Below are 26,387 nucleotides of genomic sequence, written 5' to 3'. Positions count from 1 at the left end.
ACGCCGACGGCCGAACCGACGCGCAGCGGTCAGCGGGCCACCCGCACCGGCACCTCGGGTGAGGAACTCTCCAGCGGCACCGCGTGGGCCGGCACCAGGCCGAGCTGCACCGCCGGGCGGGGCAACGTCGCGTCGAGCATCCAGTCCGCGCCGACGCGCACCCGGTTGCCCGGCATGGCCAGCAGGTGGTAGCCCCGGGTGACCGCCTTGGCCGGCAGGCCGGACAGGGACACCTTCAGCGGGTTGGCCGCCGCGTCCTTGCCACCGAGGTCGACGACCCAGCCCAGGTCGTGGTGCTTGTACGGTCTGCGCCGCCCCTGCCCGTACGACGCCGCGATGTTGCGGGCGACCAGCTTGCCCTGCCGCTGGGCGTGCTGCGCGGTCATCGCGCAGATCTCGCCGGGGCGGGTCAGGTCGGGCACGGCGGCGGCGTCGCCGCAGGCGTACACCTCGGGGAAGCCGGGCACGTTGAGGTACTCGTCGACCACGAGCCGGCCCTTCTCGGTACGCAGGCCCAGTTCCGCCACGAACGGGTCCGGCCGCACCCCGACACACCAGACCAACGTGCAGGTGGGCACGTAGTCGCCGTCGGTGAGTTCGACCCCGTCGGCGGTGGCGACCGCCACCGAGGTGCCCATCCGCACGTCCACCCCGCGCCGGTCCAGCACCTTGTGGGCGGTGCGGGACATCCGCCGGTCCAGCTCCGGCAGCACCCGGGGCGCCACGTCGAGCAGCATCCACCGGGGGCGGATCTTCAGCCGGGGCCGCTGGGCGGTCAACTGGTCGGTGAACAGCTGGCCGTGCGCGGCCACCTCGGTGCCGGTGTAGCCCGCCCCCACCACCACGAAGGTGGACCGGGCCCGCTGCTCGGCCGGGTCCTCGGCCTGCTCGGCCAGCTCGATCTGCCGGATCACGTGGTCGTGCAGGTACAGCGCCTCGGGCAGGCCGCGGAAGCCGTGCGCGTACTCGGTCACCCCGGGGATGGGCAGCAGCTTGTTCACGCTGCCGACGGCCAGGACCAACCGGTCGTACGCCAGGCGGTTGCGGTCGCCCTCGGGCTGGGTGAAGCCGACCCAGCGGTTCTGCAGGTCGACGTGGTCGGCTTCGCCGATCACCACCCGGACCCCGTCGAGGGTGCCGGTCAACGGCACCGAGACCCGGCTGGGTTCCACCACCCCGGCGGACACCTCGGGCAGCAGCGGCAGGTACAGGAAGTAGTCGGTGGAGTTCAGCAGGACGATCTCGGCCCGGCCGCGGGCCAGCCGGCTCAACGTCTTGGCCGCGTGGTAACCGGCGAAACCGGCCCCCACGATCACCACACGAGGCTTCGTCATTGGGGATCGGTTCCCCGCGAGGTGCGGGGCAAACGTCGCCGGCTCGGTCGGGGTGAAACAGACCCACCCGCACGGTCGAGCGCCGACACCCGACAGTAGCCGGCCGGGCAGCCGACTGTGACCAAGGACCACGACGGCGCAGGATGCGTGGCGAACGATCCCCAACCGAGGAGGAACGATGCGCATCCGATCACTGGCCGTCGCGCTGGGCGCCGTCCTGGCGGCCGGCACGCTGACACCGGCCACCCCCGCCACGGCGGCCACCGCCGACCGGTGGGGCTTCGCGTACGTCGCGGACCCCACCGTGCCGGCCTGGACCGTGCTGGACACCAGCAGGCAGTGGGGCAGCTGGAAGACCGCCTTCCCGGCGGCCTGGGCGCAGGGCGCGAACCTCGGTCCCGGCCGGTTCCTGGTCCGCTTCCCGCAGATCGGCCTGGGCTCGCGCGGAGTACCGCACGTGACGCCGGTCAACCGCACCGGTCACTACTGCGAGGTGGTCCGCTGGTACCAGTCCGGAGCCGACGAACTGGTCGACGTCCAGTGTCACAAGCCGGGCGGCGAGCGGGCCGACACCCCGTTCACCGTGCTGTGGACGACCAGCTCCGGCGTGCTGCCGGCCGGCACCGCGCACGCGTACACGCAGGTCACCGCCGGTGCGGCCGTGGCCCAGTCGTACAACTCGACGGGAGCTGGCAACGGCGCCGGCGCGCTGGGTGTCGGGCAGTACGCGGTGAAGCTGCCGGGTGTCGGGTTGGCCGGGGTTTTGGCCGGGAACGTGCAGGTCACCGCCGTGCAGCCCAACGCCGGCCCGCGCCGCTGCAAGATCTACACCTGGTTCGCATCCGGCACCGACGTGGTGGCACACGTCCACTGCTTCGACCACGCGGGCACGCTGACGAACACCGACTTCACGCTGTCGTACCACCGCCGCCGGTCGGTGGTCGGGTCGGTCGCCCCGCCCACCCGCTTCGGTCACCGGGGCCCGGCGGCCGGCGGCCCGACCAACGACAACTCGGTGCTCGGTGTCGGCGTCAACCCGGTGGTCGCGCTGGCCCCGGCCGGTCGCTACCTCGCGACGTTTCCGCAGCTGGGGGTGAAGGAGACCCACGCCCAGGTGGTGGCGCAGGGCCCCGGGTCGAACTACTGCCACCTGACCCAGCCGTGGTCGTACTCCACGAACGCCGAGGTGGACACGGTGTGCTTCGACAACACCGGCACCATCGTCCCGCACCGCTTCCTCGTCACCTTCACCTCGCGCATCTGACGCTCGAGGATCCGTACGCGCGGATCCATGGCATGTGCGGCATGCCGGCCGGCCTCCCGCCGGGCACCCCGGTCTGCCGCACATCGCCCCGCGAGCGGTTCACCGCTTCCCGGCGACGATCTCCTTCTCGCCCTTCGTGAGGCCACGGGTCGCCCGGAGGCTGGTGAGCGTCACGACCACCAGGACGCCGACGATGACGCCGAGCGAGGCCAGCGTGGGGATCTCGGGCACCCCCTCCCAGATGCCGTGCGCCCAGTGCAGGCCGAGCTTGACGCCGATGAACGCCAGGATGATGGCCAGCCCGTAGGTCAGGTGCACGAGGCGGCTGAGCGCGGCGTGCAGCACGAAGTACAGGGCCCGCAGACCGAGCAGCGCGAAGGCGTTGGTGGCGAACACCAGGTACGGATCCTCGGTGATGCCGTAGACGGCCGGGACGGAGTCCACGGCGAAGACGATGTCGGTGGCGAAGACGGCGACCACGACGAGGGCGAGGGGGGTGAACGCCCACCGGCCGGCCTCCTTGACGATCATCTTCGTGCCCCGGTACTCCTCGACCACGGGCATCACCTTGCGCAGCAGGCGCACCGACCGCATCTTGCTGATGTCCACCTCCTGCTCGTGGCCGGTGACGGCGTCACGCAGGAGCTTGGCCGCGGTGACCAGCAGGATGAGCGCGAAGATCAGGAAGGCGAAGTCGAGGGTCTGCAGCGCGGCGGCGCCGATGGCGATGAAGACCGCGCGCAGGACCAGCGCGCCGGTGATGCCGAACAGCAGAACCCGCTGCTGGAGCACGGGGGGCACCGCGAACGCCGCGAGCAGCAGCATGAACACGAACAGGTTGTCGACGGAGAGGGACTTCTCGACCAGGTAGCCGGTCAGGTACTCGACGCCCTGCTTCGAGCCGTACCGGGACCACACCCACGCACCGAAGGCCAGCGGCAACGCGATGTAGAAGGCCGACCAGCCCAACGCCTCCCGGATCGACACCTCGTGTGGTCGTCTGGTCACCAGGAAGTCGAGCGCCAACAGCGCGATGACCCCGCCGATGGTGATCGCCCAGAGCGCGGGTGTGCCCACCGACTGCAGTTCGGCAGCAAGGTACAGGGTCTCGGTCATGGAGCCTCCTCGAACACCGTGTCATGTTCGAGGTCTCCTTCACCCACTATTTCGTGGGCAACCACCCGAGGCGTGCTTTGGGCACGCCGTACTGACCGGCATGGTTCGTGGGAAGTACTCCCCTCGCTTGGACAAAGATAGGTCAGCCGGATTCGGGCCGCCAGGCGGGGCACGGTGAGCGGTGCTGGTCACGGGCGGTGTCCGCCGGGTCGGGGACAGGTCGACCACCCCGGGGGTGCCGGTGCCGTCGGGGCCGGACGTCGTGCCGGACGCCGCGATCCGGGGCCCGCTTCCGGCGAGTCCACCGCCGGCCTTACGGCCGCGCCGGGTGAGCGCCTATCGTGGACCGATGACCGAGGACGCGGCGACGGGCCCGCTCGCCGGCGTGCGGGTGGTCGAGCTGGCCGGGATCGGGCCCGGCCCGTTCGCCGCGATGATGCTCGCCGACCTGGGGGCGGACGTGGTGCGGGTGGACCGGGTCACCGACGTGGACCCGTCCGCGTTCGGCACCCCGCATCCCGACCTGCTCAACCGGGGTCGCCGCTCGATCGGGGTGGACCTCAAGACGGCTGGCGGCCGGGAGGTGGTGTTGGCGCTGGTCGGGGGCGCGGACGCGCTGATCGAGGGGTTCCGCCCGGGGGTGGCCGAACGGCTCGGCCTCGGTCCGGCCGACTGCCACGCGGTACGCCCGCGCCTGGTGTACGGGCGGATGACCGGCTGGGGCCAGGACGGCCCGGCGGCCCCGTACGCCGGTCACGACATCGACTACCTGGCCCTGACCGGGGCGCTGCACGGTGTCGGCCGGGCCGGGCAGCGACCGGTGCCGCCGATGAACCTGCTCGGGGATTTCGGCGGCGGGGGAATGATGCTGGCGCTGGGCATCGTCTCGGCGCTGTACGCGGTGCGCGCCGGCGCGCCGGGCCAGGTGGTCGACGCGGCCATCGTCGACGGTGTCGCGGTGCTCAGCACGCAGATCCACGCCCTGCGACGGCTCGGCATGTGGCAGGATCCGCGCGGGGTGAACCTGCTCGACGGGGGCGCGCCCTTCTACGACACGTACGAGTGCGCCGACGGCCGGCACCTGGCGGTGGGGGCGTTGGAGCCGCGCTTCTACGACGAGTTGGTGCGGCGCACCGGCTTTCCGCTGCCACCCGACGAGGCACTGGACCGGACCGACCCGGGGAACTGGCCCGCGTTGCGGGAGTCCTGGGCCCGGCTGTTCCGCACCCGTACCCGCGACGAGTGGACGGCCCTGCTCGCGCACTCGGACGCCTGCGTGGCCCCCGTCCTGGACTGGGCGGAGGCCCCGGGACACCCCCAACTGGCGGCCCGGGGCACCTTCGTCGAGCGGGACGGGGCCGTCCAGCCCGCCCCGGCGCCCCGGTTCTCCAGCACCCCGACGGCCGTGCGCCGCCCACCGCCGCAGCCCGGCGAGCACACCGACGAACTGCTGGCCGAGGCGGGTTTCGACGCCGCCCGGGTCGCCGCGCTACGCGCGGCGGGCGCGGTCGCCTGAGGGCACGGACCACGTCGGCGGTCGCACCCGCCGGGGAGCCGATCCGCGCGGTCGACCGACGGCGGTGCTCAGGCGCGACGCAGGGTGGCACCGGGGGCCAGTGCGGGTTCGACGATGTCGCGGTAGTCGCGGGGCAGTTGGGTGATCAGCTCGTCGAACTCGCCGCCGGTGACCGCCTCCCGCAGGGTGACGAACACCGCCCGCGCGACGTCGCGGGCGGCGGGCTCCTCGACGCCGCCCCGTCGGGCCAGCCGGGCGACGAACTCGGCGGCACCGAACCGGTCCGCCGCCTCGGTGTGCGGCGTGGGGCGCAGCACGATCGCCAGGGGTCGCGGCAGCTGGGTGGCGAGGTCGAGCATCTCCCCGCCGGTCAGCCGCTCGGCGAGGGTCTCCAGCGTCGCAAGGGTCAGCTCCACCGCCCGCTGCGGTGCGGTCCCGGTACGCCAGGCCACCTGGTCGACGAAGGTGTCGTAGTTCATCGCGTACTCCCTTTCGACGGCGGCCGGTTACCCGCGGACCCGGCGCGGAAACGATCCGTCCCGGGGCGCGTGACCGCCGGCCGGGCGGGTAACCGCCGCCGGTCGTGACCGGACCCGAGCCTGCGAGGAGCCGACACCATGGCCAGTTACGCCGACGTCCTGCAGTACCTGTCGAGCCTGGACTACCCGGCCGAGAAGGACGCCGTGCTGCGTGAGGCCGAACGGGAGGGCGCGCCGCCGGACGTGCTGCGTGCCCTGCGGGCCCTGCCGCCGGTGCGGTACGCCAACGACACCGAGGTCGCGCGCTCCGCCGGGATCGACGCCGCGCCGGAGGTGGATGCGGCGCAGCGGGCGGAGCAGGCCCGCGACAAGCGGCACCAGCGGGTGTCACAGCACCTGCGCGGCATCTGACCCGGCGCGGGAACCGCCGACGGCGCGGGCGACCGCGATGCGGCCGGCGGCCAGGTGGACGGCCCCACGCACGCCGGCACCCCGGGTCGCGAACCGCGTCCCGGGGCGCCTGGAAACCTGCGCTGGTGACGATGCGCGCCCGAACCGGGTCGCGCCCACCAGGCGGGTGACGTTCGCCCGAACCGGGCGGGCATCACTGCCGCCTACACCTTACGTCAAGCCCATCAGCCGAACGGCCAGAAACCGCCGACGTGTGGCGGAGAACACCCGAACGATCATGGTCGGTAGGGCTGTCGTGCTGCCCGCGCGAACCCCACGCCCCGCAGGTCAGCCGTGGACACCGCCACTGCGGTCGCGGGCCTTGAGCCGGGTGCCGGGCAGCGCCGGCGCGGGCAGCGGCGGAGCCGGGTCGTCGGCCACCACGCCGAAGCGCCGGCCGGTCGTCCAGTCCTCGCGGGCGGCGACGATCTCCTCGTGCGAGCGACCCACGAAGTTCCACCACATGACGAGGGGCTCCTCGAACGGCGTGCCACCGAGCAGCAGCAGCCGGGTGCCGGCGGTGCCGCCCAGGGTCAGCGTCTCCCGCCCGGCCCCCAGCCACAGCAGCGCACCCGGGGCCAGCGGCACGTCGTCCACCCGCGCGGCACCGGACAGGGCGAGCAGCCCGTACTCGAAGTCGGGGCGCGAGGGCAGGGTGGTCGGCGCGACACCGCGCAGCTCGACCTGCGCGCCGAGCAGCGGGGTGTGCACCACCGCCGGGGACCGCTGCCCCGCCAGCTCGCCGACCAGCAGGGTGACGTCGGCGTCGCCGTCGCGCCAGCGGGGCAGGTCGGCGTGGTGGGCGAAGGCGGCCGGCCCGGAGCGGGCCGGGTCGGGCAGCGCCACCCACAGCTGCACCCCGTGCATCACCGGCGGATGCCGTTCGGGTGAGCGTTCGGAGTGGGCGATGCCGTGCCCGGAGGTCATCACGTTGAGCTGACCGGGTCGGATCGGCTGGATGTTGCCGAGGCTGTCGCGGTGCAGGATCTCCCCGTCGAGCAGCCAGGTGACGGTCTGCAGGCCGGTGTGCGGGTGCGGCGGCACCTCCATGCCGGGCCGGTGGGCCACGTCGTCGGGGCCGAAGTGGTCGACGAAGCACCAGGCGCCGATCATCCGCCGTTGCCGCTGCGGCAGCAGCCGCCGCACCGTCGTGTAGCGGCCCAGCGGCACGTCGTGCCCCGGCAGCAGAACACTGCCGGGATCGGCCGTCGCCATGCCGGGAGGTCGGGTCTGCGCCGGCATCGATTCGGTGCGCTCCACCGCCCGAGCGTACGCCGCCGCGGGCCGTCGGGGACCGGCCTCGTCAGCCGGCCCTGACGGTGACCGTGTTCGCCCCGGCGACCAGGTCGAGGTAGACCCGGTCGGCCGACCGGTCCCAGTTCGGTGAGCCGATCAGGGCACCGGCCGCCACGCCGGCGTCGCGCACGTCGTACACCCGGACGGTGCCGGCACCGGACGCGGCGCGGACCCGCACCGGAGGGCCGTCCGGAACGGTGACGGTGAGGTCGTTCATCCCACCGGTCATCCGCACCGTCAGGGAACCCCGGATCCGGGGCAAAGTCAGGTCGGTGCGGGTGGCACCGCCGGCCAACTCCACCGGCCCGGCAAGTCGCGCGCCGGCCAGATCCAGCCGCTGCTCGGTCACCCCGCCCGTGAACCGCAGTCGCCACGCCACCCGTGAGGTGAGCAGCACCTCGACCGCGCCCGGGCCGGTGCCGCCGGCACGCGTCACCCGCAGTCGTACCCGGTCTCCGCGCACCTCGGGTCGCGGGCGCACCGCCGAGCCCTGCGGGGCGGCGACGCGATACAGCTCGTCGCCCAGGTCCTCGATCCGCAGGTCGACGACGGTCAGTCCGTCGACCAGCTCGAACGTGGCCCGCTGTCGACCGGCCAGGGGCGCCGAGTCGAAGGGCCGATCGGCGGCGGCACCCAGCCCTCCGGGTTGACCGGCCACGGTGACCGGGGGAACCGGCACCCGCCGGCTGCCGGTGAGGGCGTCGCCGAGCCGCCGGGTGTCGGAGAGCGTCAGCACCATGGCGACGGCCCCGAGGACCAGCACGACCACCGCGGCGGCGGCCAGCAGCCGGGCCCCGTACGGCCACGACGACCGGGTCTCGTCGGCGGGTACGCCGGGGACCGGCGCAGCGTCCCCGAACACCGTGATCTCGGGCATCGTCTCCGCGTCGCCGCCCTGTGCCAGTTCCTCCGGGTGCGCCCGGTGGTCCGGCTCCTGCCCCGACACCGCCATCCTGCCTCCCTCTCACAGTCCCCGACCCGCAGTACGGACGCGGGGACACCGCGGATCAGTCGGGACGGCGGTCCGCCCTGGATGCGGGGGGTGAGCGGCGGTGGGGCGGGGCCGTCCGGCTGACTGACCGAGCGGTCAGGCGGTCATTGACACCGGCGAAACCGCGGGCCTACGGTCAGATCCCTACCGGTCGGTAGGCACCCGTCCCGCCCGCTCACCCGGGCGACCACCGTCCGAGGGAGAGCCGATGCTGTCCGCCACCACCCGTACCCTCCGACGGCTGCTGGCCGCCGGCGTGGCCCTCACCCTCGCGGTGGGCCTCGCCGGGGCAGCGCCGGCGACCGCCGGCCCGGACCGCCGTTCCGACGGCACGCAGCCGCTGCCCGGCTACACCATCAGTAACCCGCCGCTGGCCCCGCTGGTCGTCGGCGGCACACCCACCACTGTCCGGCAGGGCGTGCACCGGCACTCCGGCTACATCATCGAGGTTCCCGCCGCCTGGAACGGTGACCTGGTGATGTGGGCGCACGGCTACCGCGGCCACGACCCGGTGCTCACCCCGGAGACGCCCGGCTTCGGGCTGCGCCAGCGCCTCCTCGAACAGGGGTACGCCTGGGCCGCCTCGTCGTACTACCGCAACGGCTTCGACATCCGGGCCGGGGTGCTCGCCACGAAGGACCTGGCCGACCACTTCCGCCGACTGGTGAAGCGTCCGCACCGCACCTATCTGGCCGGGGTGTCGATGGGCGGCTACGTCATCGCCCGGTCGCTGGAGCAGTTTCCGGGCTTCTACGCCGGCGGCCTGCCGATGTGCGGGGTGCTCGGCGACCACGCGCTGCTCGACTTCTTCCTCGACTACAACCTCGTCGCCCAGGCCCTCGCCGGGGTGCGCGCCTACCCCACGCCACCTGACTACCTGACCAACGCCGTCCCGCGCATCCAGGTGGCGCTGGGCCTCACCGGGGTCACCCCGACCAGCCCGGACATCGTCGACCCGCGCGGCCGACAACTGCGGGACATCACCATCGCGCGCTCCGGCGGGCCCCGCCCCGGCGCGGAGGCGTCGTTCGCGGTGTGGAAGGACTTCCTTTTCGCCATCAGCACCACCGACGGTGGCGACTCCCCCGCCGAACGCCCCGGGCAACTCGCCACCAACCTGCTGACCCGGTACCGGCCGAACTCCCCGGTCGACGTGAACGCCGCCGTGCAGCGAGTCGCCCCGGAGAACGTGTTGCAACGGCTGCTGCCCACCCTGACCGAGGTGCCCCGGATCGCCGGTCGGCCCACCGCGCCGGTGGTCAGCCTGCACAACCTCGGCGACCTGTTCGTGCCGTTCAGCATGGAGCAGGTCTACGCCCGGGACGTGGCGAGACACGGCAAGAGCCGACTGGTGGTGCAGCGCGCCATCCGCGCCGCGCAGCACTGCGAGTTCACCCCCACCGAGGCGGGGGCCGCCTGGGACGACCTGGTGTCGTGGGTACGCACCGGCAGCCGGCCCGCCGGAGACACGGTGACCGACCCGAGGGTGGTGGCCGCTCCCGGCTACGGATGTCGGTTCAGCGACCGGACCGCGTACGCCGCCGGAGTGGGCACCCGACGTCTCTACCCCGCCTGCTGACACCCTCGCGTACGCCGCTGGCCGGCACCCGGTGTCGGGTGCCGGCCAGCGGTTGGTTCCCCCTGTGTGGAAAGTCTGTGTGGGTCGGTCCGGGGGGGTCAGCTGTTCCAGTGTTCGGCGACGAGGTCGGCGGCCTGCTGTTCCCACTGGGCGTAGTGGTCGGGGTACGCCGAGACCTGGACGGTCTGCGCGGCCACGGTCAGCGGCATGTCCTGCCAGCCGTCGACCTGCTTGAGGCCCTTCAGGAACGCCAGGGTCGAGTACTCGGGGTCGGTGATCTGCTCCACCGTGCCCCACCCGCTGGACGGACGCTGCTGGAACAGGCCCTGCGAGTCGTGGTCGTTACGGTCACCCAGATGGCCCAGGTTCTCCAGCTTCGACTCCTGGAACGCGGTACCGATCGCGACCACGGCGGCACGCTCGTCCATCCCGGCCTTCTTCGTCGCCGCGATGATCGCCCTGGCGTTGGCGACCTGCTCGTCGGACAGGTCGATACGCGACTGGGCGCCCTGCACACCATGCGGCACCAGCTTGCCCATGTCCGGCTTACCCGCCTTCTCGGCCTGCACGACCGCCGTCACCGGGGCAGCCTCGGCCGGCGCGGCGACCGCACCCGAAACCGGACCAGCAACCATGCCACCGGCAAACGCCAGACCAGCAACACCCAACACACTCTTACGCAGCAGCTTCGAGGTCATGACAACAGCTCCGTTCGGGGGTCGACACCCACCACAAGGGGGGACACGGTGGGTGCAAGCACCGACAGGCGCTCAAAGAACCAAGGGGGAATGTCCGGTACCGGGGGATGCCCCTCACGGCGCCGGGACCATGTGTAACCACCGACCGGCCCGACCCATTCCCCGGAACCCACCGGGGGGTCGCGGCACCCGAGGTGGCACGGGCCCTGCTCGATCAGCCACCCCACACAACCACCCCCACCCACCCGCCATTCCCACCCGCGGGCGACCCCGACCACACCCCGAAACCGGACACCAGGCCCCAGACCGCTCACCTTGGCAGACATGCGTGCCGGCCCCGGTCGGTGCACAGGCTGGCCATCCGCCCGACCGAGGACCGGCCGTCGGCGGGGCCACCGGGCGTGCCCCGCCGACGGCGTCGGCTCACTTGGTGAACCGGCCACCGGTGACACCGAGGATCTCTCCGGTGACGAAGCTGGATTCCTGGGAGGCGAAGAAGACGTACGCGGGTGCCAGTTCGGCCGGCTGGCCGGGACGCCCGAGCGGGGTGTCCTGGCCGAACTTCTCCACCTTGCCCTCCGGCATGGTGGCCGGGATCAGCGGCGTCCAGATCGGCCCCGGCGCCACCGCGTTGACCCGGATCCCCCGGTCGGCGAGATCCGCGGCCAGTGCCTTGGTGAAGTTGGCGATGCCCGCCTTCGTGGTGGCGTAGTCGAGCAGCTGCGGAGACGGGTCGAACGCCTGGATCGAGGACGTGTTGATGATGGTGGCTCCCTCGCCCAGGTGCGGAAGGGCCGCCTTGCACAGCCAGAACATCGCGTACAGGTTGGTCTTGAACACCCGGTCGAACTGCTCGGTGCTGATTCCGGCGATGCCCTTGTCCTGCGCCATCTGGTACGCGGCGTTGTTCACCAGGATGTCGATGCCGCCGAGGTCGCGCACAGCCCGGTCGATCAGCTCGTGGCAGGTGCCCTCGTCGGCGATGTCGCCGCGAACGGCCACACCGGTGCGGCCGGCCGCCTCGACCAGCCGGACGGTCTCCCGCGCGTCGGCGTCCTCCTCCTCGCCCAGGTAGGAGATCAGCACGTCGGCGCCCTCCCGGGCGAAGGCGATCGCCACGGCCCGGCCGATGCCCGAGTCACCGCCGGTGATCACCGCCTTCTTCCCGTCGAGCTTGCCGGTACCCCGGTAGGTCTCCTCCCCGTGGTCCGGCTCCGGTGCCATCTCGCCCGTACGGCCGGGCGGCGACTGCTGCTGGTTCGGCTGGCCCGACCGCTGGCCGTACTGAGTGGTGGGGTCCTGCTGGGTGTGCTGATCCTCGCTCACGGACGATCTCCTCGCGCATGCTGGTCACGGATGGGCTGCCGGATGCCCTACCCCGCGTGCATGGGCGAAAACGGTGCCGGTCGGGACGGTCGGTCAGATTCCGCCGTGGCGCAGGTCCCACCGGTGTGGACCGTCGGCCGGTTCGGGGCGGTCGCGTCGCGCGTCGGTCTCGGTGGCAGCGATCCGTTCCTCGGGACGCACCGCGGGGGGCAGTTCCCCGAAGCGGGCGTGGCGCAGGAACGCGTACTCGTCGTCGGTGAACGGTTCGGGTGTCCGGGCCATGGTGGCTCCCCTTCCGACAGGGACAGTGTCGGGCATCGGTGCGAGGCGACACCACCGCCAAGGCGTCCTAGGATCCTGGGAGAAGGGCTGGCGGCACCTCGGTCGCCACGCCGGTCACGACGGCAGGTCCGCTACGGCTCTCCTGGCTGCCGGGAGGCGGTCGAGCAGGGTCAACGCCGCCCGTACCGGAACCCGTTGCAGGGTTTCGTCGAAGCTCGACCGGCCCTGACAGAACCCCACGAACATGCGCCAGCCCGGCGGGCTGGCCAACGCCGCGTGGAACACCTCCGGGCGACGGGAGAAGACATCCAGCAGGCGGTGGCCGGCCCGCATCGCCGGCACGAGCGCCCGACCCACCGCGTGCTCGTATCCCGCCAGGTCGCCGGCCACGACCGCCTCCCCCGCCAACTGCCCGGACCGCAGCGCGTAGCTGATCCCCTCCCGGCTCCACGGCTCCAGCAGCCCGGCCGCGTCCCCGGCGACCAGGACCCGCCCCCGCCGCAGCGGCGCGTCCTCGGTGCGGCAGCGGGTCAGGTGCCCCGAGTCGTGTGCCGGCTCCACCCCGGACAGCCCCAGCCGCTCGACGAACCGGCGCAGGTAGGCCCGGGTCCGCTCCCCCTCGCCCCGCGCCGCGATCACCCCGACGGTCAGCCGGTCGGACTTCGGGAAGACCCACGCGTACGAGCCGGGCAGCGGCCCCCAGTCCAGCAGCACCCGACCCCGCCAGCGCTCCTGCTCCGGGGGCGGCACCGGCAGCTCCAGTTCCAGACCCAGGTCGACCTGCCGGTGACGGACCCCCACGTGCCGGGCGCTGACCCCGGAGGAGCCGTCCGCGCCGACCATCGCCCGCGCCCGCACACCCGTCCCGTCGGCCAGCCGCAGGCGTACCCCGTCGGTTTCCTGCTCGAGCGCCCGGACCGCGACTCCCTGACGGACCTGCGCCCCGGCGGCGATCGCCGCGGCCCGCAACCGGTCGTCGAACTCCTCGCGGCGGACCATCGCCACCAGCGGCCCGGCCGAATGCCGCCGGGTGAAGCCCCGCCGGCCGTCGCGGGTGAACGTGACCCGGTCGACCAGGTCGTGGGTGGGAACCTCGATCCGCTCGCGCACCGCCGCCAGTGAGGTGCCGATCAGCCCGCCGCCGCACGTCTTGTACCGCGGATGCGTCGCGCGCTCCACCACCAGGGTGCGCGCGCCCGCGCGGGCGGCGACGTACGCGGCGGACAGCCCCGCCGGCCCGCCACCGACCACCGCCAGATCCCAGACCGTCACCCGGTGCAGCCTAGGCGACGTCGGCGGTGCGCGGGCGGCGGCACGACGGCCGGCATGCCACGCGCATCTTCGCCTCGGCAGGGGGTAACCGCGCGGCGGACCGCCCGCGCGAGGCGGGAGCAGAAGGAGGACGCCATGCAACAGGTGCAGCTGTCGGACGTCGAGGCACGGGTGTACGACGCGGTGGCGGCCCTGGAGGCACGGGGGCAGGTGCCCTACCCGGACCTGATCGCCGAGGAGTGCGGCCTGAGCGAGGAGCAGCTGCACGCCCCGCTGCACCTGCTCACCGAGAAGAACCTGCTGCACCGGGAGGACTCCCCGATGGCAGGGCTCGACTTCGGCCCCCGGTTCTGTGCGCAGCAGTTGACCTGACGGCCCACGTCGTCGCCCCGCAGGCGGGGTGGCGCTCGGGGATCCGCGACCGACGGAGGGCCAGTCACCATGAGCCCGGCGTCCGCTGCGGCCGGCACGACCGATCCGCCGGACGACCGGCGACGCTGGCAGGCCCTCGGGGTGGGGCTGGTCGCCGCGTTCATGACGCTGCTCGACGTGAGCATCGTCAACGTGGCCGTCCCGTCGATCGAGGCGGCGCTCGGCGCGTCCCCCAGCGACCTGCAGTGGGTGCTGTCCGGGTACGCCCTGACGTTCGGGCTGGTGCTGGTGCCCGCCGGACGCTTCGGCGACGTCCGGGGCCGGCGCAACGCGTTCGTGCTCGGCATCGCCCTGTTCACTCTCACCAGTGCGCTGGCCGGGACGGCCCGCTCCCCCGACTGGCTGGTCGCCGCCAGGCTGCTTCAGGGCGCCGCCGCCGGCCTGGTCAACCCGCAGGTGACCGGGCTGATCCAGCAGCTGTTCCGGGGGCCGGAGCGGGGCCGCCCGTTCGGCCTGCTCGGCGCGACCATCGGCGTGTCCACCGCCGTGGGGCCGCTGCTCGGCGGGCTGCTCATCGCCGGCGGCGGCACGGAGCACGGCTGGCGTTGGGTGTTCTTCGTCAAGGTTCCGGTCGGGATCGTCGCCGTCGTCCTGGGCTGGCGGCTGCTGCCCGCCCGGCCGACCCGCGCCCCCGGTCACCGCCCACTGGATCCGGTCGGAGTGCTGCTGCTCGGCATCGGGGTGACCCTGGTCCTGCTGCCGCTGATCCAACGCGAGCAGTGGCGGGGAACCGCCTGGTGGCTGCTCGTCCCCGCCGGCCTGCTGACGCTGGCCGGGTTCGGGGTCTGGGAGCGGTGGTACGGGCGACGCCACGAGCCCCTGTTCGACCTGCGGCTGTTCCGGCTGCGGTCGTACGCGCTCGGTTCGCTGATCGCCCTGGTCTACTTCGGCGGCTTCACCGCGATCTTCTTCGTGTTCACCCTGTACCTGCAGAACGGGCTCGGGTACAGCGCCCTGGTCGCCGGCCTGGCGATCACCCCGTTCGCGCTGGGCTCCGCCGCCACGTCCGCGATCGGTGGGCGGATCGTCGACCGGTTCGGCCGGCGGCTGGTGGCGGTGGGACTGGCCACGGTGGTGGCGGGCCTGGCAGCGGTGGTCGGGGTGCTGACGCTGGTGCCCGACGGTGTTCCGGTGCCCTGGGTGACCGCCGCGCCGCTGCTGGTGGCGGGGCTGGGCAGCGGCCTGGTGATCGCGCCGAACCAGACGCTGACCCTGTCGCAGGTGCCCGTGCCCCAGGCCGGCAGCGGTGCGGGGATGTTGCAGACGGGGCAGCGGGTCGGTTCGGCCGCCGGCATCGCGGCCGTCGGGGCGGTGTTCTTCTCCGCCGTGGGCGACGACGGTTGGACCACCGCCTTCGGGCGGTCCCTGCTGCTGGCGGCCGGAATCATCACCCTGGCGCTGGTCGCCGCGCTGGTGGAGATCGTCGGCAACCACCGCCGATGAGCGTGCGTCGGCGGCCCGTGCCCTGTCCGGGCACCCATGCCGCAACCCGCTGTCGACCCGACGCGACGGTGCCCGCCGGACCAGGTCCGACGGGCACGCATCTCGCACCCCGGGCACTGCCCGGGTCGTTGCACGGATCAGTGGGCCGCTCCCGAGCCGAACCGGCGGCGACGCCAGACCAGCGTGGTGAGCAGCAGGACGGCGCCCGCGCCGACCAGCCCGCCACCGACCTTCATCGGCGTGTCGAGGCTGCTGCCCGTCACCGGCAACGGCTGGCGCTTGGGCAGCACCCGCAGTTCCGTGGTGGCGGTGCGGCCCGACTCGCGACCGGTCGCCGTGAAGATGAGCCGGCCTGTCACGTCCGGGGTGTACGTGGTGCTGAACTCACCGGCCGCGTTGGTCTGCACGGTGAAGCTGAGCGGCGCGTTCGCCTGGAAGGCCACCGGCCTCAGGGCGACGGTGCTGCCGTCACCGCGCCGGGCCAGGCCGGGTGCCGGCGCGGCGAGCGGATTCACCGACACCACGATGTCGACCGTCTCGTTGGGCGCGAAGCCGCTGCCGGAGAGGACGACCGACTCCCCGAGGAAGATCGTGGACCGGCTGACCGTCAGCGAGGCGACGGCGGGCGGGTACGGCGGTGGCTGGGGCGTATCGGTGATCGTGGGCGCCGGCTGCGGCTGTGCCGCCCCCGCCGCGGTCGGCACGGCCACCACGGCCATACCGACCGCGAGCGCCATGATGATGCGGGATAGCCGCATTTTTGGTTCCCTCCTACTGGTCACAGCTTGGTGCGGTAACTACTTGGGTGGTCCATGGGGTGGCGGTCGGGGTGAGCCACAGCTCGGCGGCTCCGGCACGGGTCCGTCCGGTCAGCACGGAGACCTCCAGGCTCCGGGTGCCGCCCGCCGGGACCTCGACGTTCGCCGTGGCCACCTGGCGGCGGCGCTCGGTGCCGGTGGCGACCGACGTTGCCGCGCCGTCGAGTCGGGCCTCGAGCACCGCACCGCCCGCCGGGCTGTAGACCGAGACGAACGTGCGGACGGTGTACGGGTCTCCCGCCAGGCCGAGGCCGAGGACGGACCGGTTGAGCCCGGACGTCGGCGCCGACGAGGTGAGGGTCACCCGCAGCCGCAGTTCGCGACGACCGTCGTGGTGACAGTCCCCGACCGCCAGGGTGGCGGTCGGCCGCAGGTAGTAGCCGAGTTTCGCGCCGCTGCCGTCGTTGAGGAACACGCCGACCGTCGGCACGGTGTCCTGGTCCGGAAGCGTCCCGGTCATCCGGCTGTCGCCGAACGTCCGCTGTTCCGCCGGGTGGGCACTCCAGAACAATATCCGGCGTTCGGTGATAGCACGGTCAAATGCGGACAACAACACCTTAGGGTCAACATTCTTCGTGAGGAAGGCGTCGAAGACCGCCGCGGCGGCTGCCGCGAAGTAGCGGTCCTGCGCCCGGTGGTCCAGCCGCCGGTAGCTGTCGCTCAGCAGTGTCTTGACAGCGTTCTCGCTGGTCAGCGGCGTACCGCCGGGAACCATCACCGGACCGGTGGCCCGGAGCAGGTAGGACAGCACCACCGGGTCGATGGCGATCACCCCGTCGACCCGCACACCGGTGCGGCGGTGGACCATCTCCCGGTAGAGGGCCGCTGCGGTCGGGAAGTGCGGGGTGAGGTTCACGTCGGCCGGATATCTGCCCGGCAGATCCGCCCAGAGCCGTCGCACCTCGGCCGGCAGCTTCAACGGCGGATCGAACATCCCCAGGTCACCACTGGCACCCTGGCGGCCCATCCGGATCCGGCCCCGGTCGGCCTCCAGGACGGCGTACGCCCCGATCATGCCGCCGGTGGCACGCAGCTCGGCCGGGTTCTGCGACACCAGCAGGTAGCGCCGCGCCCCGTCCATCCCGAGCAGCGGCGGCAGCAGGCGGGTGGCCCGGTCCGCCGCGGCGGTCAGCGCCGCCACCTGGTCGATCTCGTCACGCAACCGGACCAACGCGGCGCGGACCTCGGCGACCAGGTCTTCGACGGGCACCGCCGTCAGGTCGGCGCGGACGCGCTGCACCTCCCGGTCCACCTCGGACAACTCCGCGCCGACGGCCCGCAGCCGGCCGACGTCGAGCTGCCCGTCGCGCGGCACCAGCCCGGTCAGATCGGTGCGCAGCAGCGCCGGGAACGCCGCGCGGGCCAGGTCGTCGATCGCGATCGCGATCTGGCGTACCGCCGTCAGGTCGTCGCCGACGTAGGGGGTGCGTCGGGCCACCCACCACCCCGGGTCCGAGGTGACGGCCCGGGCCGCGCCCGCCTGTTGCTGGAGGGCGGCCAGGGTGCGGTGCGCCCTGGCGGTGTCCCCACCGACCACCTGCGCGCTCAGTTCGCCGGCCAGTCCGGCGGCGTTGAGCAGGTGGGCGCGGGCCTGCCAGCCCCGGAACCCGACCCAGCCGGCCGAGGTCAGCAGCACCGACCCCACCACCAGCGCGGTGAGCAGGGCACGACGCAGCCGGGTACGACGTCGGCGCCGGCGGGACCGCCGCCGACGCGGGCTCTCGCTCTGCGTCACTCCGCTCTCCACTCCAGGATTCGGACAGAAGGCACCATTGTTCTTAACACCTAACGATCGACGTGGGTCGGGAATGACGCTCTTGACCGGTACGTGAGTGCCGCTCGCCGGTCAGGACGTTCGCGTGACGGCGGCCCCACGCAGCATCTCCTCGACGCGGTCCACCCCCGCCGACAGCGACATCTCCCGCAGGTACGCCTCCCGGCCGCGTCGGCCCATCTCCGTCCGCGCCGCCGGCGGAATGGTCGCGGCCAGCCAGAACCGGTCGGCGAGCTGCGCCCAGTCCTCCGGCGGGCACGACAGCCCGGCACGGGCGCGCTCCACCAGGGCCGCCGTGTCCCCCGCCGCCGAGGCGACCACCGGGGCGGCGCAGGACAGCACCGCGGGCAGCTTGCCCGGCAGCGCACCGCGCAGCTCGGGCAGGTCACGCAGCATCACCAACTGGTAGTCGGCCGCGGCGTACAACTCGGGCATCTCCAACGGCGAACGCCGCGGCACGAAACGTACGTTGTCGGCCCGCAGCTCCGCGGCGAGCCTCCGCACCCGCCGCTCCTGCCCGCCGGACCCGACGAACACCAGGTCCATCGTGTCGCCCAGCGTCGCCGCCGCCCGCACCGCCGTCTCCAGGCCGTGCCGTACGCCGATCGTCCCCGCGTGCATCACCACGCGTCGGCCGTCCCGGCGGACCAGGCGGCGGGCCTGCGGCCCCGGCTCGGTGGGGCGGAAGATCCGCTCGTCGGTCCAGGTACGCACCACCCGGACCCGGGCCGGGTCCGCCCCGGCGGCGACCACCGCGTCGCGCAGCGACGACGTGGCGACCGCCACGCCCGCCGCGGCCCGGTAGGTCCGGGTCATCGCCGCCGTCAGTCGCGCCGGCCACCGCCCGCCGGGGGCACCCCCGACGACATCCTCGGCCCACACATCGGGCACGTGCAGCACCATGGGCAGCCGGGGAAGCAACCGGGCCAGGGCGGCGGAGGCGAAGACGGTGGCCGGCGGCTGGTGCACGTACAGCACGTCGACGTCGGCGAGGAACCGGCGGCCGGTCACCGCGACGCTGCCGGCGAACGACAGCCACGAGGCCACCCGGCTGCGCACGGAGCCGTCGCCGCCGCAGTACCGGGGCAGCCGGCGCACGGTGAGCCGCTCGCTGCGCGACTCGTGCCGCCAACGCTGCCGCCAGCCGGGGTAGACGTGGCCGCCCGGATAGTCGGGAAAGCCGGTGAGCACCCGCACCTCGTGGCCCCGGGCGGCCAACTGTTCGGCGAGGCTGGCCGGGACGAACGCGGGCTCGGGCGGGAAGTGGTAGGTCAGGATGCCGATCCGCACCGGCTCACCCCGCTGACGGCCCGGCCGGCCGGCGCGGCACGCGACGCGCGGGCACCGCCGCGCGCGTACGATGCCGGCAACCCCTCCGACGGCGGTCGCCCCCGCGACCCGCCCGGGATCGCGGCGACCGTGCCCGCGACCCCGCCGACGAGAGGGAAACAGATGGTCGACAAGGTGTTGTTCGTCTGCCACGCCAACCTGTGCCGGTCGCCGATGGCCGAATACCTCGCCCGCCGGGTGCTCGCCGGCCGGCCGGTCGAGGTCGCCAGCGCCGGCACCGACGCTGTCGAGGGGCTCCAGATGCACCCGTACGCGGCGGCGATCGCCGCCGCCACGGGCTGCGACCCCACGGCCTTCCGTAGCCGGCCCCTGCTGCCCGAGTACCTGACGGGGGCGTCGCTGGTGCTCACCGCCACCCGCCGCCAGCGTTCGGTCTGTACGGCACTGGCCCCGGCGGCCCTGCACCGCACCTTCACGCTGCGCCAGTTCGGGCGGCTGGCGGCGGCCGTCGAGCCCCGGGTGGACCCGACCGAGGACCTGCTGCGGGCCGCGGTGGCGGCGGCGGCCCGCGCCCGGTCGGGAATGCAGCCCGCCGCCGCAGACGCGGACGACCTCAAGGACCCGATCGGCGGCACCGCCGCCGACTTCCGGCGGTGCGCCGAGGAGATCGAGCGGTCGCTGCGTCCCTTCGCCACCCTCATCGGGGCAGCCGGGTGAGTTCCTGCGTCCGGTCGCTCACGCCAGCCGCCGCGTGCTCGGCGTGCCGGCCGGACGTGGCCCGGTCCGCCGGGACCGACGGGGTGCCCAGCCCGGCCACCACCCGGTAGGCCTCGTACTGGTACGCGTCCGCCTTGGGCACCTTGGCCATGTTGAGCACGCAACCCAGCAGGCGCACCGAGACCGCGTGCAGCGCCCGGGCCGCCGCGGCGACCTGCGTACGGGAGGTGCGGCCCTGCTGGGAGACCAGCAGCGCGCCGTCGGACTGCACGGCGACCACGACTCCGTCGGTGACCGCCAGCAGCGGCGCGGTGTCGATGATGACGATGTCGGCCGACTCCCGCAGACCCAGCAGCAGGTCGGCCATCGCCTTGGAGCCGAGCAGCTCGCTGGGGTTGGGCGGCGTGGAGCCGCTGGGCAGCACCAGCAGCGACTTGTCGCCCCAGCGCTGCACGACGTCGCCGACCTGGACGTCGCCCACCAGCACGTCGGTGAGCCCGACGCCGCCGTCGAGGCCCAGGTAGTCGGCCACCTTGGGCCGGCGCAGGTCGGCGTCGACCAGCAGCACCCGCCACCCGGCCTCGGCCAACGCGATGGCCAGGTTGCAGGACATGGTCGTCTTCCCCTCGCCTTGTAGGGCGCTGGTGACGGCGATGACCCGGGCCGGCTCGTGCACGTCGACGAAACGCAGGTTGGTGCGCAGTTTGCGGACCGCCTCGGCGCGGGCCGAGGTCGCCGCCTCGCCGACGATCAGCGGGGCCGTGCGCGCCGCGGTGTCCAGCGGGATCTCCCCGAGCAGGGGGCTGCCGGTGACGCGCTGGAGGCCGGCCGCGTCGCGCAGCCGCACGTCGGCCATGCCGCGCAGGACGGCCAGCGCCACGCCCGCGACGAGGCCCAGCAGACCGCCGATGGTGAAGTTGCGCAGCGGCTGCGGGGAGACCGGGCTCGCGGAGACCCGGGGGCCGCTGACGATCTCGATCTTGATGGGCCCGGGTTCGCCGCTCGGCGGCGTCTCGACCTTCTGCACCAGGTCGACGAACTTCGCCGAGAGTAGTTCGGTGAGCTTCAGCGCGCGGGTCTGGTCGGTGTCGGTGACCGAGGCGCGCAGCAGCACCGTGCCGGTCTCCGTGGAGGTGCTGACCCGGCCCTGGATCTGCTCGGCGGTGAGGCCGACCTGGCCCTCCGCCACGACGCTCTGCGCCAGGCGGTCGCTGACCAGCAGGTCCGCGTACGACTTGATGCGCTGCTGAAGGAACAGCCCACCCTGGTAGGCGGCGGCGACGCCCTCGCTGGGCGTGGTGACGAAGAACGTCACCGAGGCCACGTAGCGGGGTTCGCTGCGGATGGTGACCAGCGCGGTCGTGCCCAGCGCCACCATCAGGGTGACCAGCACGATCCACCAGTGCCGGCGCACGAGACGAAGTTGGCGGTACAGGTCCATCAGGCGCGCCCCCGTACCGGGCCGGTAACGCCAAAGAACTTCACGAAAACCCCCAAGGTCGACTTGAATCTCGTGAAACCATTAAAGCGCTTCATGCGCGCTATGTCCGGAGTTATGCGTTTTATCCGGTGACGATGTGCGCCGTCATACCCAACCTCGACAGGGGCCGCCGGGAATCGCTTTCCGGGCGTGGAAAAACGGGACGGCGGGTTCCGACCGGTGACGAAGCCGGCCAGGATGTGGGCGGTCTCGCTTCCGCCACACTCGCGACGGGCCGGCGCGCTGGATAGGGTCGCAGGAGGTGTGCCGGGAAGACTGGTCGGCGATTGGCTTTCCGCTGCCCTTCTCGAGCCACGAGGTGGACCACACGCATGTCCGACCGCACCCCGCCCACCGAACGCCCGGGTGGCTACCGCCGACTCTTCTCCCGCACGTCCTGGCCGGAGGCCCGATTCCTCGCCGACGTGCTGCGCACCGAGACGGTCGGCGGCGCCCTGCTGCTGGTCGGTGCGGTGATCGCGCTGGTCTGGGCCAACTCTCCCTGGGGCGACACCTACACCGCGCTCGGCAAGTGGGTGCCGTGGTCCGGCGGCGAGTCGCTGCACCTCGACCTCAGCCTGGCCAAGTGGGCCGCCGACGGCCTGCTGGCGATCTTCTTCTTCGTGGTGGGTCTCGAACTCAAACGCGAGTTCGTCGCCGGTGAGCTGCGCGACCCCCGCAGGGCGGCGCTGCCGGTGGTGGCCGCCGTCGGCGGCATGGTGCTACCCGCCCTCATCTACGTCGGGGTGAACCTCATCGGCGGCGGCGAAGGGCTGCGCGGCTGGGCCATCCCCACGGCGACCGACATCGCGTTCGCCCTGGCCGTGCTCGCGGTGATCGGCTCCTATCTGCCGCAGGGGCTGCGGGCCTTCCTGCTCACCCTCGCCGTCGTCGACGACCTGTTCGCCATCACCATCATCGCCATCTTCTACACCGAGGGCTTCAGCCTGCTGCCGCTGCTGGGGGCCCTGGTGCCCATCGCCCTGTTCGGCCTGCTCGTGCAGAAGCGCAAGACGTGGTGGTGGGCGCTCATCCCGCTGGCCCTGGTCGCCTGGACGCTGGTGCACGCCTCCGGGGTGCACGCCACCGTCGCCGGCGTGCTGCTCGGCTTCACCGTCCCCGTGCTGCGCGGCAAGGACGGCGACGGTGACGCCAGGAACGGGCTGGCCGAACACCTGGAGCACCGCTGGCGGCCCATCTCCGCCGGTTTCGCGGTGCCCGTCTTCGCGTTCTTCGCCGCCGGGGTGTCGCTGCGCGGGGCCGACCTCGGGGCCGTGGTGACCGACCCGATCGTGCTCGGCGTCGTGCTCGGCCTGGTGGTCGGCAAGTGCGTGGGCATCCTCGGCTCGACGTTCCTGCTGGCCCGGTTCACCCGGGCGGAACTCGACGAGGACATCACCTGGACCGACCTGCTCGGAGTGTCGTTCCTGGCCGGCATCGGCTTCACCGTCTCGCTGCTGATCGGCGAGCTGGCCTTCGGGGTGGACAGCGCCTCCGGCGACAACGTCAAGACCGCCGTGCTGGCCGGGTCGCTGATCTCCGCGGTGGCCGCCACGGTGGTGCTGGCCCGCCGCAACGCGGCGTACCGGCGGATCGCCCTCAAGGAGCAGGTCGACGTCAACCAGGACGGCGTCCCCGACGTCTACCAGCAGCCGGGCGGCTGAGCGCCCGACCGGGCGCCGTCCGTCGGCGCCCGGTCGGTTCCGGCGGTTGTCGACCGGTGATCGGCGGGGGTCGGCTCCGGGCACACCCGAGGCCGGTCGCCCGCCACGGCGCCCGTGGCCGGCCGGGCCTCACCCGCCGCCGCCCGACTGCCCCACCTGCCGCTGCTCCTGCTCGACCTCCCACCTCAGGACGAAGTTCAGAGCGGTCCGGATCGCGGCGATGGCCGCGAGCTGACCGATCTGCGCGAGCGTCGGCGCGAACGCCGTACGGAGAATGTCCGCTGCGAGCTGGAACTCCAGGCCGAGAGTGAGGAACCGGCCCAGGGACAGTCGGATGACGGTGAACCCGACGGCGTCCCGCCCTCGCAGTCCGGCCCAGACGAACCGCAGCGCGGCCCAGACGGCGCCGACGAAGATGACCACCGCGCCCGCGCTCTCCACGATCGTGACGAGCACCTCGTGCCCCGAGCGCAGCACGTCCCCCGGCTCCACCCGGGAGCGTTACCCGGGCGGGCGGGCGTTAGTCGTCAGATCCAGCCCAGTTGGCCCGCCGCGTCCAGCACCAGCCACAGCCCGCAGGCCGCGAAGAGCACGGCCGCGCCGTACCTGATGGTCCGTTCCGGCAGTTTCCGGCCGAGCAGCCGGCCGGCCAGGATGGCGAGCGCGTCCGCCGCCACCATGCCGACGGTGGAGCCCACCCAGGTGCCGAACCAGCCGTACTGGGTGGCGAGGGTGATCGTCGCCAGCATCGTCTTGTCACCCAGCTCGGCGAGGAAGAAGGCCACCCCCACCGCCACCACGGCCGACGTGCCGCCCTTGTCCGCCTTGCGCTTCTCCTCCTCGGTGAGCGTGTCCCCGCGCAGGGTCCACGCCCCGAACCCGAAGAAGGCCAGGCCCGCCACCAGGGCGATCCAGCCGGTGGGCAGGGCCGCACCCAGCCCGTACCCGATCGCCACCGAGACCAGGTGCACCACGGCGGTGGCGACGGTGATCCCGATCAGCACGGGCACGGTGCGGAAGCGGGTGGCGAAGGTCAGCGCCATGAGCTGGGACTTGTCTCCCAGCTCGGCGACGAAGATGACGCCGAAGCTGACCACCAGCGCGACGAGGAAACCCTCCATGACATCCTTCCGGATCAGGCCGGGAGGAGGTACGGGGCGCCCTCGACCCGGCTGTGACAGCCTGGGTCGAAGGTCTCGCCCGCCCCGTGCAACGAGGCCGCGTGGCCGGGTGCGCGACGCACCAGTGTGTCGACCACGACATTGGGGGCTACTCCCCTTCGCGCGACCACCCTAGCCCAGCCGGGCGGAGGTCCGCCGCGGGGGTGGAGATCCGCACCAGCGGGGGCGGACCGGCGTGGCCCTCACCGCCCCCGCCCGGCTCAGTCGGCGCGGGCCAGGGTGACGCCGAACAGGGCATCGGGGTCCGTCCAGAACGCCTCGGCCACGAAACCCGCGGCGGCCAGTTCGGCGGCGACACCCGCGGGGCGGAACTTGGCCGACACCTCGGTGCGCAGCTCCTCGCCCGCGGCGAACTCGACCGTCAGGTCGAGCACCCGCACCCGCATCGGCCGCTCGGCGCGCAGCCGCATCTCGATCCACTCCCGCTCCGGATCCCAGTGGGCGACGTGGGTGAACGCCTCCGGATCGAAGTCGGCACCCAACTCGCGGTTGAGCACCCGCAGCACGTTGCGGTTGAACTCGGCGGTCACCCCGGCCGCGTCGTCGTAGGCCGGCACCACCACCGCCGGGTCCTTCACCAGGTCGGTGCCGATCAGCAGCCAGTCCCCCGACTCCAGGGCGGCCCGCATCGCGGCCAGGAAGTTCGCCCGCTCGGCCGGCAGCAGGTTGCCGATGGTGCCACCGAGGAACACCACCAAGCGCCGTCCGCCCGCCGGCAGCCGGTCGAGGTGCCGGGTGAAGTCCCCGACGATGCCCCGCACCCGCAGCCCCGGATAGTCGTCGGCGATCTGCGCCGTCGAACGGCGCAGCGCGCTGTCCGACACGTCCAACGGCACGAAGGTGCCCAGCCCGCCCCGGCGGGTGAACGCGTCGAGCAACAGCCGGGTCTTCTCCGAGGAACCGCTGCCCAACTCGATCAGCGTCTTCGCGCCGGTCAGCTCCGCGACGAGCCCCGCGCGCCCGGCCAGGATCGCGCGTTCGGCCCGGGTCGGGTAGTACTCCGGCAACCGGGTGATCTCCTCGAACAGCTCGCTGCCCCGGGCGTCGTAGAACCACTTCGGCGGCAGCCACTTCGGGTCGGCCGTCAGACCGACCCGGACGTCGTGACGCAGACTGCGGCCCAGGTCCTGCTCCTCCAGGTGGATCTCCAGCGGTTCCGCGCTCATGTGCTTCCCTCCGTGGCTCGGATCGACGTGGCTCGGATCGACGTGCCTGCGCCTCACACCTCCGCGAGGGCGCGCACCCGCACGCCCGTCGCGGTGGCCTCCACCAGGTGCCCGTCCGGCACCTCCCGCCAGCCGGTCTCGTCGTCGTGCGGTTCGGACGCCACCACCACCGACGCGGGCGTCGCCCGCAGGGACAGGGCATGGCCGGCCGCGCTGGCCACCACGGTGTGCCCATCGGTGAGCAGCAAATTCAGGCGGGAACCGGGCGCGGCGACGGCGACCGCGGTGACCGTCTCGGCGAGGGCGCGAGCCGGCTTCACCCCGGCCCGCAGTCGGTGCCGCACCAGCGCCCACAGCAGCGCCGAGTCGGTGGTCGCGTCCAGCGTCAGCAGGTCACGCACCGGCAACCCGCCGGCCAACGGCACCATCGAGTCCGGCCAGCCCCGGACCACCCCGTTGTGGCTGAACAGCCACCGCCCCTCGGCGAAGGGTGCGGCGGCGCCGTCGAGCACCGCCATGCCGACGGTGGCGGAACGGACCGCGGCGAGCACCGCGCCGGCCGACGTGACAGCCGCCAGCTGGGCGATCGTGGGGTCGCTCCACATCGGCTGGGCCCGCCGGTAGCGCACCGGCTCGCCGTCGCCGGGATACCAGCCGACCCCGAACCCGTCGGCGTTGACCGTCCCGCCGCCACGCATGTCCCGCGGGGCCCACGACTGGCGCAGCAGCGAGTACGGCGGGTCGAACAGCAGTTCCCGCAGGGAGACCGGCGGCCCCAGGTAAGCCAGGTGGCGGCACATCAGCCGAACACCGTCCCAC

25 protein-coding genes are annotated in these 26,387 nt (G+C 73.2%); 8 read left to right on the top strand and 17 right to left on the bottom strand.

The genetic code is table 11. From position 1 onward, the window contains the following. Positions 1-29 precede the first annotated feature (29 nt). Positions 30-1,334 (bottom strand): NAD(P)/FAD-dependent oxidoreductase, encoded by a 1,305-nt coding sequence (locus tag GA0070616_RS25810; RefSeq protein ID WP_091088721.1) that lies wholly within the window; start codon positions 1,332-1,334, stop codon positions 30-32. Positions 1,335-1,512: 178 nt separating this feature from the next. On the opposite strand from GA0070616_RS25810, the gene GA0070616_RS25805 reads away from it, so the two are divergent. Continuing rightward, positions 1,513-2,598 carry a hypothetical protein gene (locus GA0070616_RS25805; protein ID WP_091088718.1) on the top strand — a complete coding sequence of 362 codons (1,086 nt, stop codon included), beginning with the start codon at positions 1,513-1,515 and terminating at the stop codon, positions 2,596-2,598. 99 nt (positions 2,599-2,697) lie between these two features. On the opposite strand, the gene GA0070616_RS25800 is transcribed toward GA0070616_RS25805, so the two are convergent. Beyond that, entirely contained in the window at positions 2,698-3,714 is a 1,017-nt protein-coding gene (locus GA0070616_RS25800; RefSeq protein ID WP_091088713.1) for a TerC/Alx family metal homeostasis membrane protein, read from the bottom strand. 349 nt (positions 3,715-4,063) lie between these two features. Here GA0070616_RS25800 and GA0070616_RS25795 point away from each other — a divergent pair, with 349 nt between their 5' ends. Continuing rightward, positions 4,064-5,230, top strand: coding sequence for a CaiB/BaiF CoA transferase family protein (locus GA0070616_RS25795; protein WP_091091656.1), 1,167 nt, complete (start codon positions 4,064-4,066; stop codon positions 5,228-5,230). A 68-nt stretch (positions 5,231-5,298) separates the two neighbouring features. Here GA0070616_RS25795 and GA0070616_RS25790 read toward each other — a convergent pair whose 3' ends face one another. Beyond that, complete coding sequence (locus GA0070616_RS25790) at positions 5,299-5,709, bottom strand: DUF2267 domain-containing protein (RefSeq protein WP_091088709.1); 411 nt, start codon at positions 5,707-5,709, stop codon at positions 5,299-5,301. A gap of 138 nt (positions 5,710-5,847) precedes the next feature. Between GA0070616_RS25790 and GA0070616_RS25785 the strand changes: the two genes are divergently transcribed. Then, entirely contained in the window at positions 5,848-6,120 is a 273-nt protein-coding gene (locus GA0070616_RS25785) for a DUF2795 domain-containing protein (protein ID WP_091088706.1), read from the top strand. Positions 6,121-6,447: 327 nt separating this feature from the next. Here GA0070616_RS25785 and GA0070616_RS25780 read toward each other — a convergent pair whose 3' ends face one another. Then, positions 6,448-7,419, bottom strand: a complete 972-nt coding sequence (locus tag GA0070616_RS25780) for a pirin family protein (RefSeq protein WP_091088702.1) — start codon at positions 7,417-7,419, stop codon at positions 6,448-6,450. 43 nt (positions 7,420-7,462) lie between these two features. Further along, positions 7,463-8,407: a cell wall-active antibiotics response protein gene (locus GA0070616_RS25775; protein WP_245712899.1), complete on the bottom strand. Its 945-nt coding sequence runs from the start codon at positions 8,405-8,407 to the stop codon at positions 7,463-7,465. 247 nt (positions 8,408-8,654) lie between these two features. On the opposite strand from GA0070616_RS25775, the gene GA0070616_RS25770 reads away from it, so the two are divergent. Continuing rightward, on the top strand, positions 8,655-10,025 hold the full coding sequence (locus GA0070616_RS25770) for a hypothetical protein (protein ID WP_091088698.1): 1,371 nt from the start codon (positions 8,655-8,657) through the stop codon (positions 10,023-10,025). A 98-nt stretch (positions 10,026-10,123) separates the two neighbouring features. On the opposite strand, the gene GA0070616_RS25765 is transcribed toward GA0070616_RS25770, so the two are convergent. From GA0070616_RS25765 to GA0070616_RS25750, 4 genes are all read right to left on the bottom strand, one after another. Continuing rightward, complete coding sequence (locus tag GA0070616_RS25765) at positions 10,124-10,723, bottom strand: hypothetical protein (RefSeq protein WP_091088695.1); 600 nt, start codon at positions 10,721-10,723, stop codon at positions 10,124-10,126. A 423-nt stretch (positions 10,724-11,146) separates the two neighbouring features. Then, a complete protein-coding gene (locus GA0070616_RS25760) occupies positions 11,147-12,049 on the bottom strand; it encodes an SDR family oxidoreductase (protein ID WP_091088691.1) in 903 nt (300 codons plus the stop codon). A 93-nt stretch (positions 12,050-12,142) separates the two neighbouring features. After that, positions 12,143-12,331, bottom strand: coding sequence for a hypothetical protein (locus GA0070616_RS25755; protein ID WP_091088688.1), 189 nt, complete (start codon positions 12,329-12,331; stop codon positions 12,143-12,145). 114 nt (positions 12,332-12,445) lie between these two features. After that, positions 12,446-13,603, bottom strand: coding sequence for a geranylgeranyl reductase family protein (locus tag GA0070616_RS25750; RefSeq protein ID WP_091088685.1), 1,158 nt, complete (start codon positions 13,601-13,603; stop codon positions 12,446-12,448). A 135-nt stretch (positions 13,604-13,738) separates the two neighbouring features. Between GA0070616_RS25750 and GA0070616_RS25745 the strand changes: the two genes are divergently transcribed. Further along, the gene (locus tag GA0070616_RS25745; RefSeq protein ID WP_091088681.1) at positions 13,739-13,975 is read left to right on the top strand and encodes a hypothetical protein; all 237 of its coding nucleotides are present in this window, start codon (positions 13,739-13,741) and stop codon (positions 13,973-13,975) included. A gap of 69 nt (positions 13,976-14,044) precedes the next feature. Then, entirely contained in the window at positions 14,045-15,478 is a 1,434-nt protein-coding gene (locus GA0070616_RS25740) for an MFS transporter (protein ID WP_091088678.1), read from the top strand. A gap of 137 nt (positions 15,479-15,615) precedes the next feature. Here the strand turns inward: GA0070616_RS25740 and GA0070616_RS25735 are convergent, their stop codons facing one another. From GA0070616_RS25735 to GA0070616_RS25725, 3 genes are all read right to left on the bottom strand, one after another. Continuing rightward, positions 15,616-16,236: a hypothetical protein gene (locus tag GA0070616_RS25735; protein WP_091088675.1), complete on the bottom strand. Its 621-nt coding sequence runs from the start codon at positions 16,234-16,236 to the stop codon at positions 15,616-15,618. 13 nt (positions 16,237-16,249) lie between these two features. After that, positions 16,250-18,031, bottom strand: a complete 1,782-nt coding sequence (locus GA0070616_RS25730) for a DUF4012 domain-containing protein (RefSeq protein WP_091088672.1) — start codon at positions 18,029-18,031, stop codon at positions 16,250-16,252. A gap of 111 nt (positions 18,032-18,142) precedes the next feature. Then, positions 18,143-19,360 (bottom strand): glycosyltransferase family 4 protein, encoded by a 1,218-nt coding sequence (locus tag GA0070616_RS25725; protein ID WP_091088668.1) that lies wholly within the window; start codon positions 19,358-19,360, stop codon positions 18,143-18,145. 162 nt (positions 19,361-19,522) lie between these two features. On the opposite strand from GA0070616_RS25725, the gene GA0070616_RS25720 reads away from it, so the two are divergent. Next, positions 19,523-20,077 carry an arsenate reductase/protein-tyrosine-phosphatase family protein gene (locus GA0070616_RS25720; protein ID WP_091088664.1) on the top strand — a complete coding sequence of 185 codons (555 nt, stop codon included), beginning with the start codon at positions 19,523-19,525 and terminating at the stop codon, positions 20,075-20,077. Here GA0070616_RS25720 and GA0070616_RS25715 read toward each other — a convergent pair. Beyond that, positions 20,058-21,518, bottom strand: a complete 1,461-nt coding sequence (locus tag GA0070616_RS25715; RefSeq protein ID WP_091088661.1) for a tyrosine-protein kinase domain-containing protein — start codon at positions 21,516-21,518, stop codon at positions 20,058-20,060. The genes GA0070616_RS25720 and GA0070616_RS25715 overlap by 20 nt on opposite strands. 371 nt (positions 21,519-21,889) lie before the next feature. Here GA0070616_RS25715 and nhaA point away from each other — a divergent pair, with 371 nt between their 5' ends. Continuing rightward, positions 21,890-23,221, top strand: coding sequence for a Na+/H+ antiporter NhaA (gene nhaA, locus GA0070616_RS25710; RefSeq protein WP_091088658.1), 1,332 nt, complete (start codon positions 21,890-21,892; stop codon positions 23,219-23,221). Between the two features lie 129 nt (positions 23,222-23,350). Here nhaA and GA0070616_RS25705 read toward each other — a convergent pair whose 3' ends face one another. From GA0070616_RS25705 to egtC, 4 genes are all read right to left on the bottom strand, one after another. Next, on the bottom strand, positions 23,351-23,713 hold the full coding sequence (locus GA0070616_RS25705) for a DUF1622 domain-containing protein (protein ID WP_091088655.1): 363 nt from the start codon (positions 23,711-23,713) through the stop codon (positions 23,351-23,353). A gap of 35 nt (positions 23,714-23,748) precedes the next feature. Next, positions 23,749-24,342 (bottom strand): TMEM165/GDT1 family protein, encoded by a 594-nt coding sequence (locus GA0070616_RS25700; RefSeq protein WP_091088652.1) that lies wholly within the window; start codon positions 24,340-24,342, stop codon positions 23,749-23,751. Positions 24,343-24,602: 260 nt separating this feature from the next. Continuing rightward, on the bottom strand, positions 24,603-25,568 hold the full coding sequence (gene egtD / locus GA0070616_RS25695) for an L-histidine N(alpha)-methyltransferase (protein ID WP_091088648.1): 966 nt from the start codon (positions 25,566-25,568) through the stop codon (positions 24,603-24,605). A 53-nt stretch (positions 25,569-25,621) separates the two neighbouring features. After that, positions 25,622-26,368 carry an ergothioneine biosynthesis protein EgtC gene (egtC, locus tag GA0070616_RS25690; protein WP_091088644.1) on the bottom strand — a complete coding sequence of 249 codons (747 nt, stop codon included), beginning with the start codon at positions 26,366-26,368 and terminating at the stop codon, positions 25,622-25,624. Positions 26,369-26,387 lie beyond the last annotated feature (19 nt).

This window comes from Micromonospora nigra (assembly GCF_900091585.1).
GTDB classification, from domain to species: Bacteria; Actinomycetota; Actinomycetes; order Mycobacteriales; family Micromonosporaceae; genus Micromonospora; species Micromonospora nigra.
This window is presented reverse-complemented; position numbering and strand designations above follow the sequence as displayed.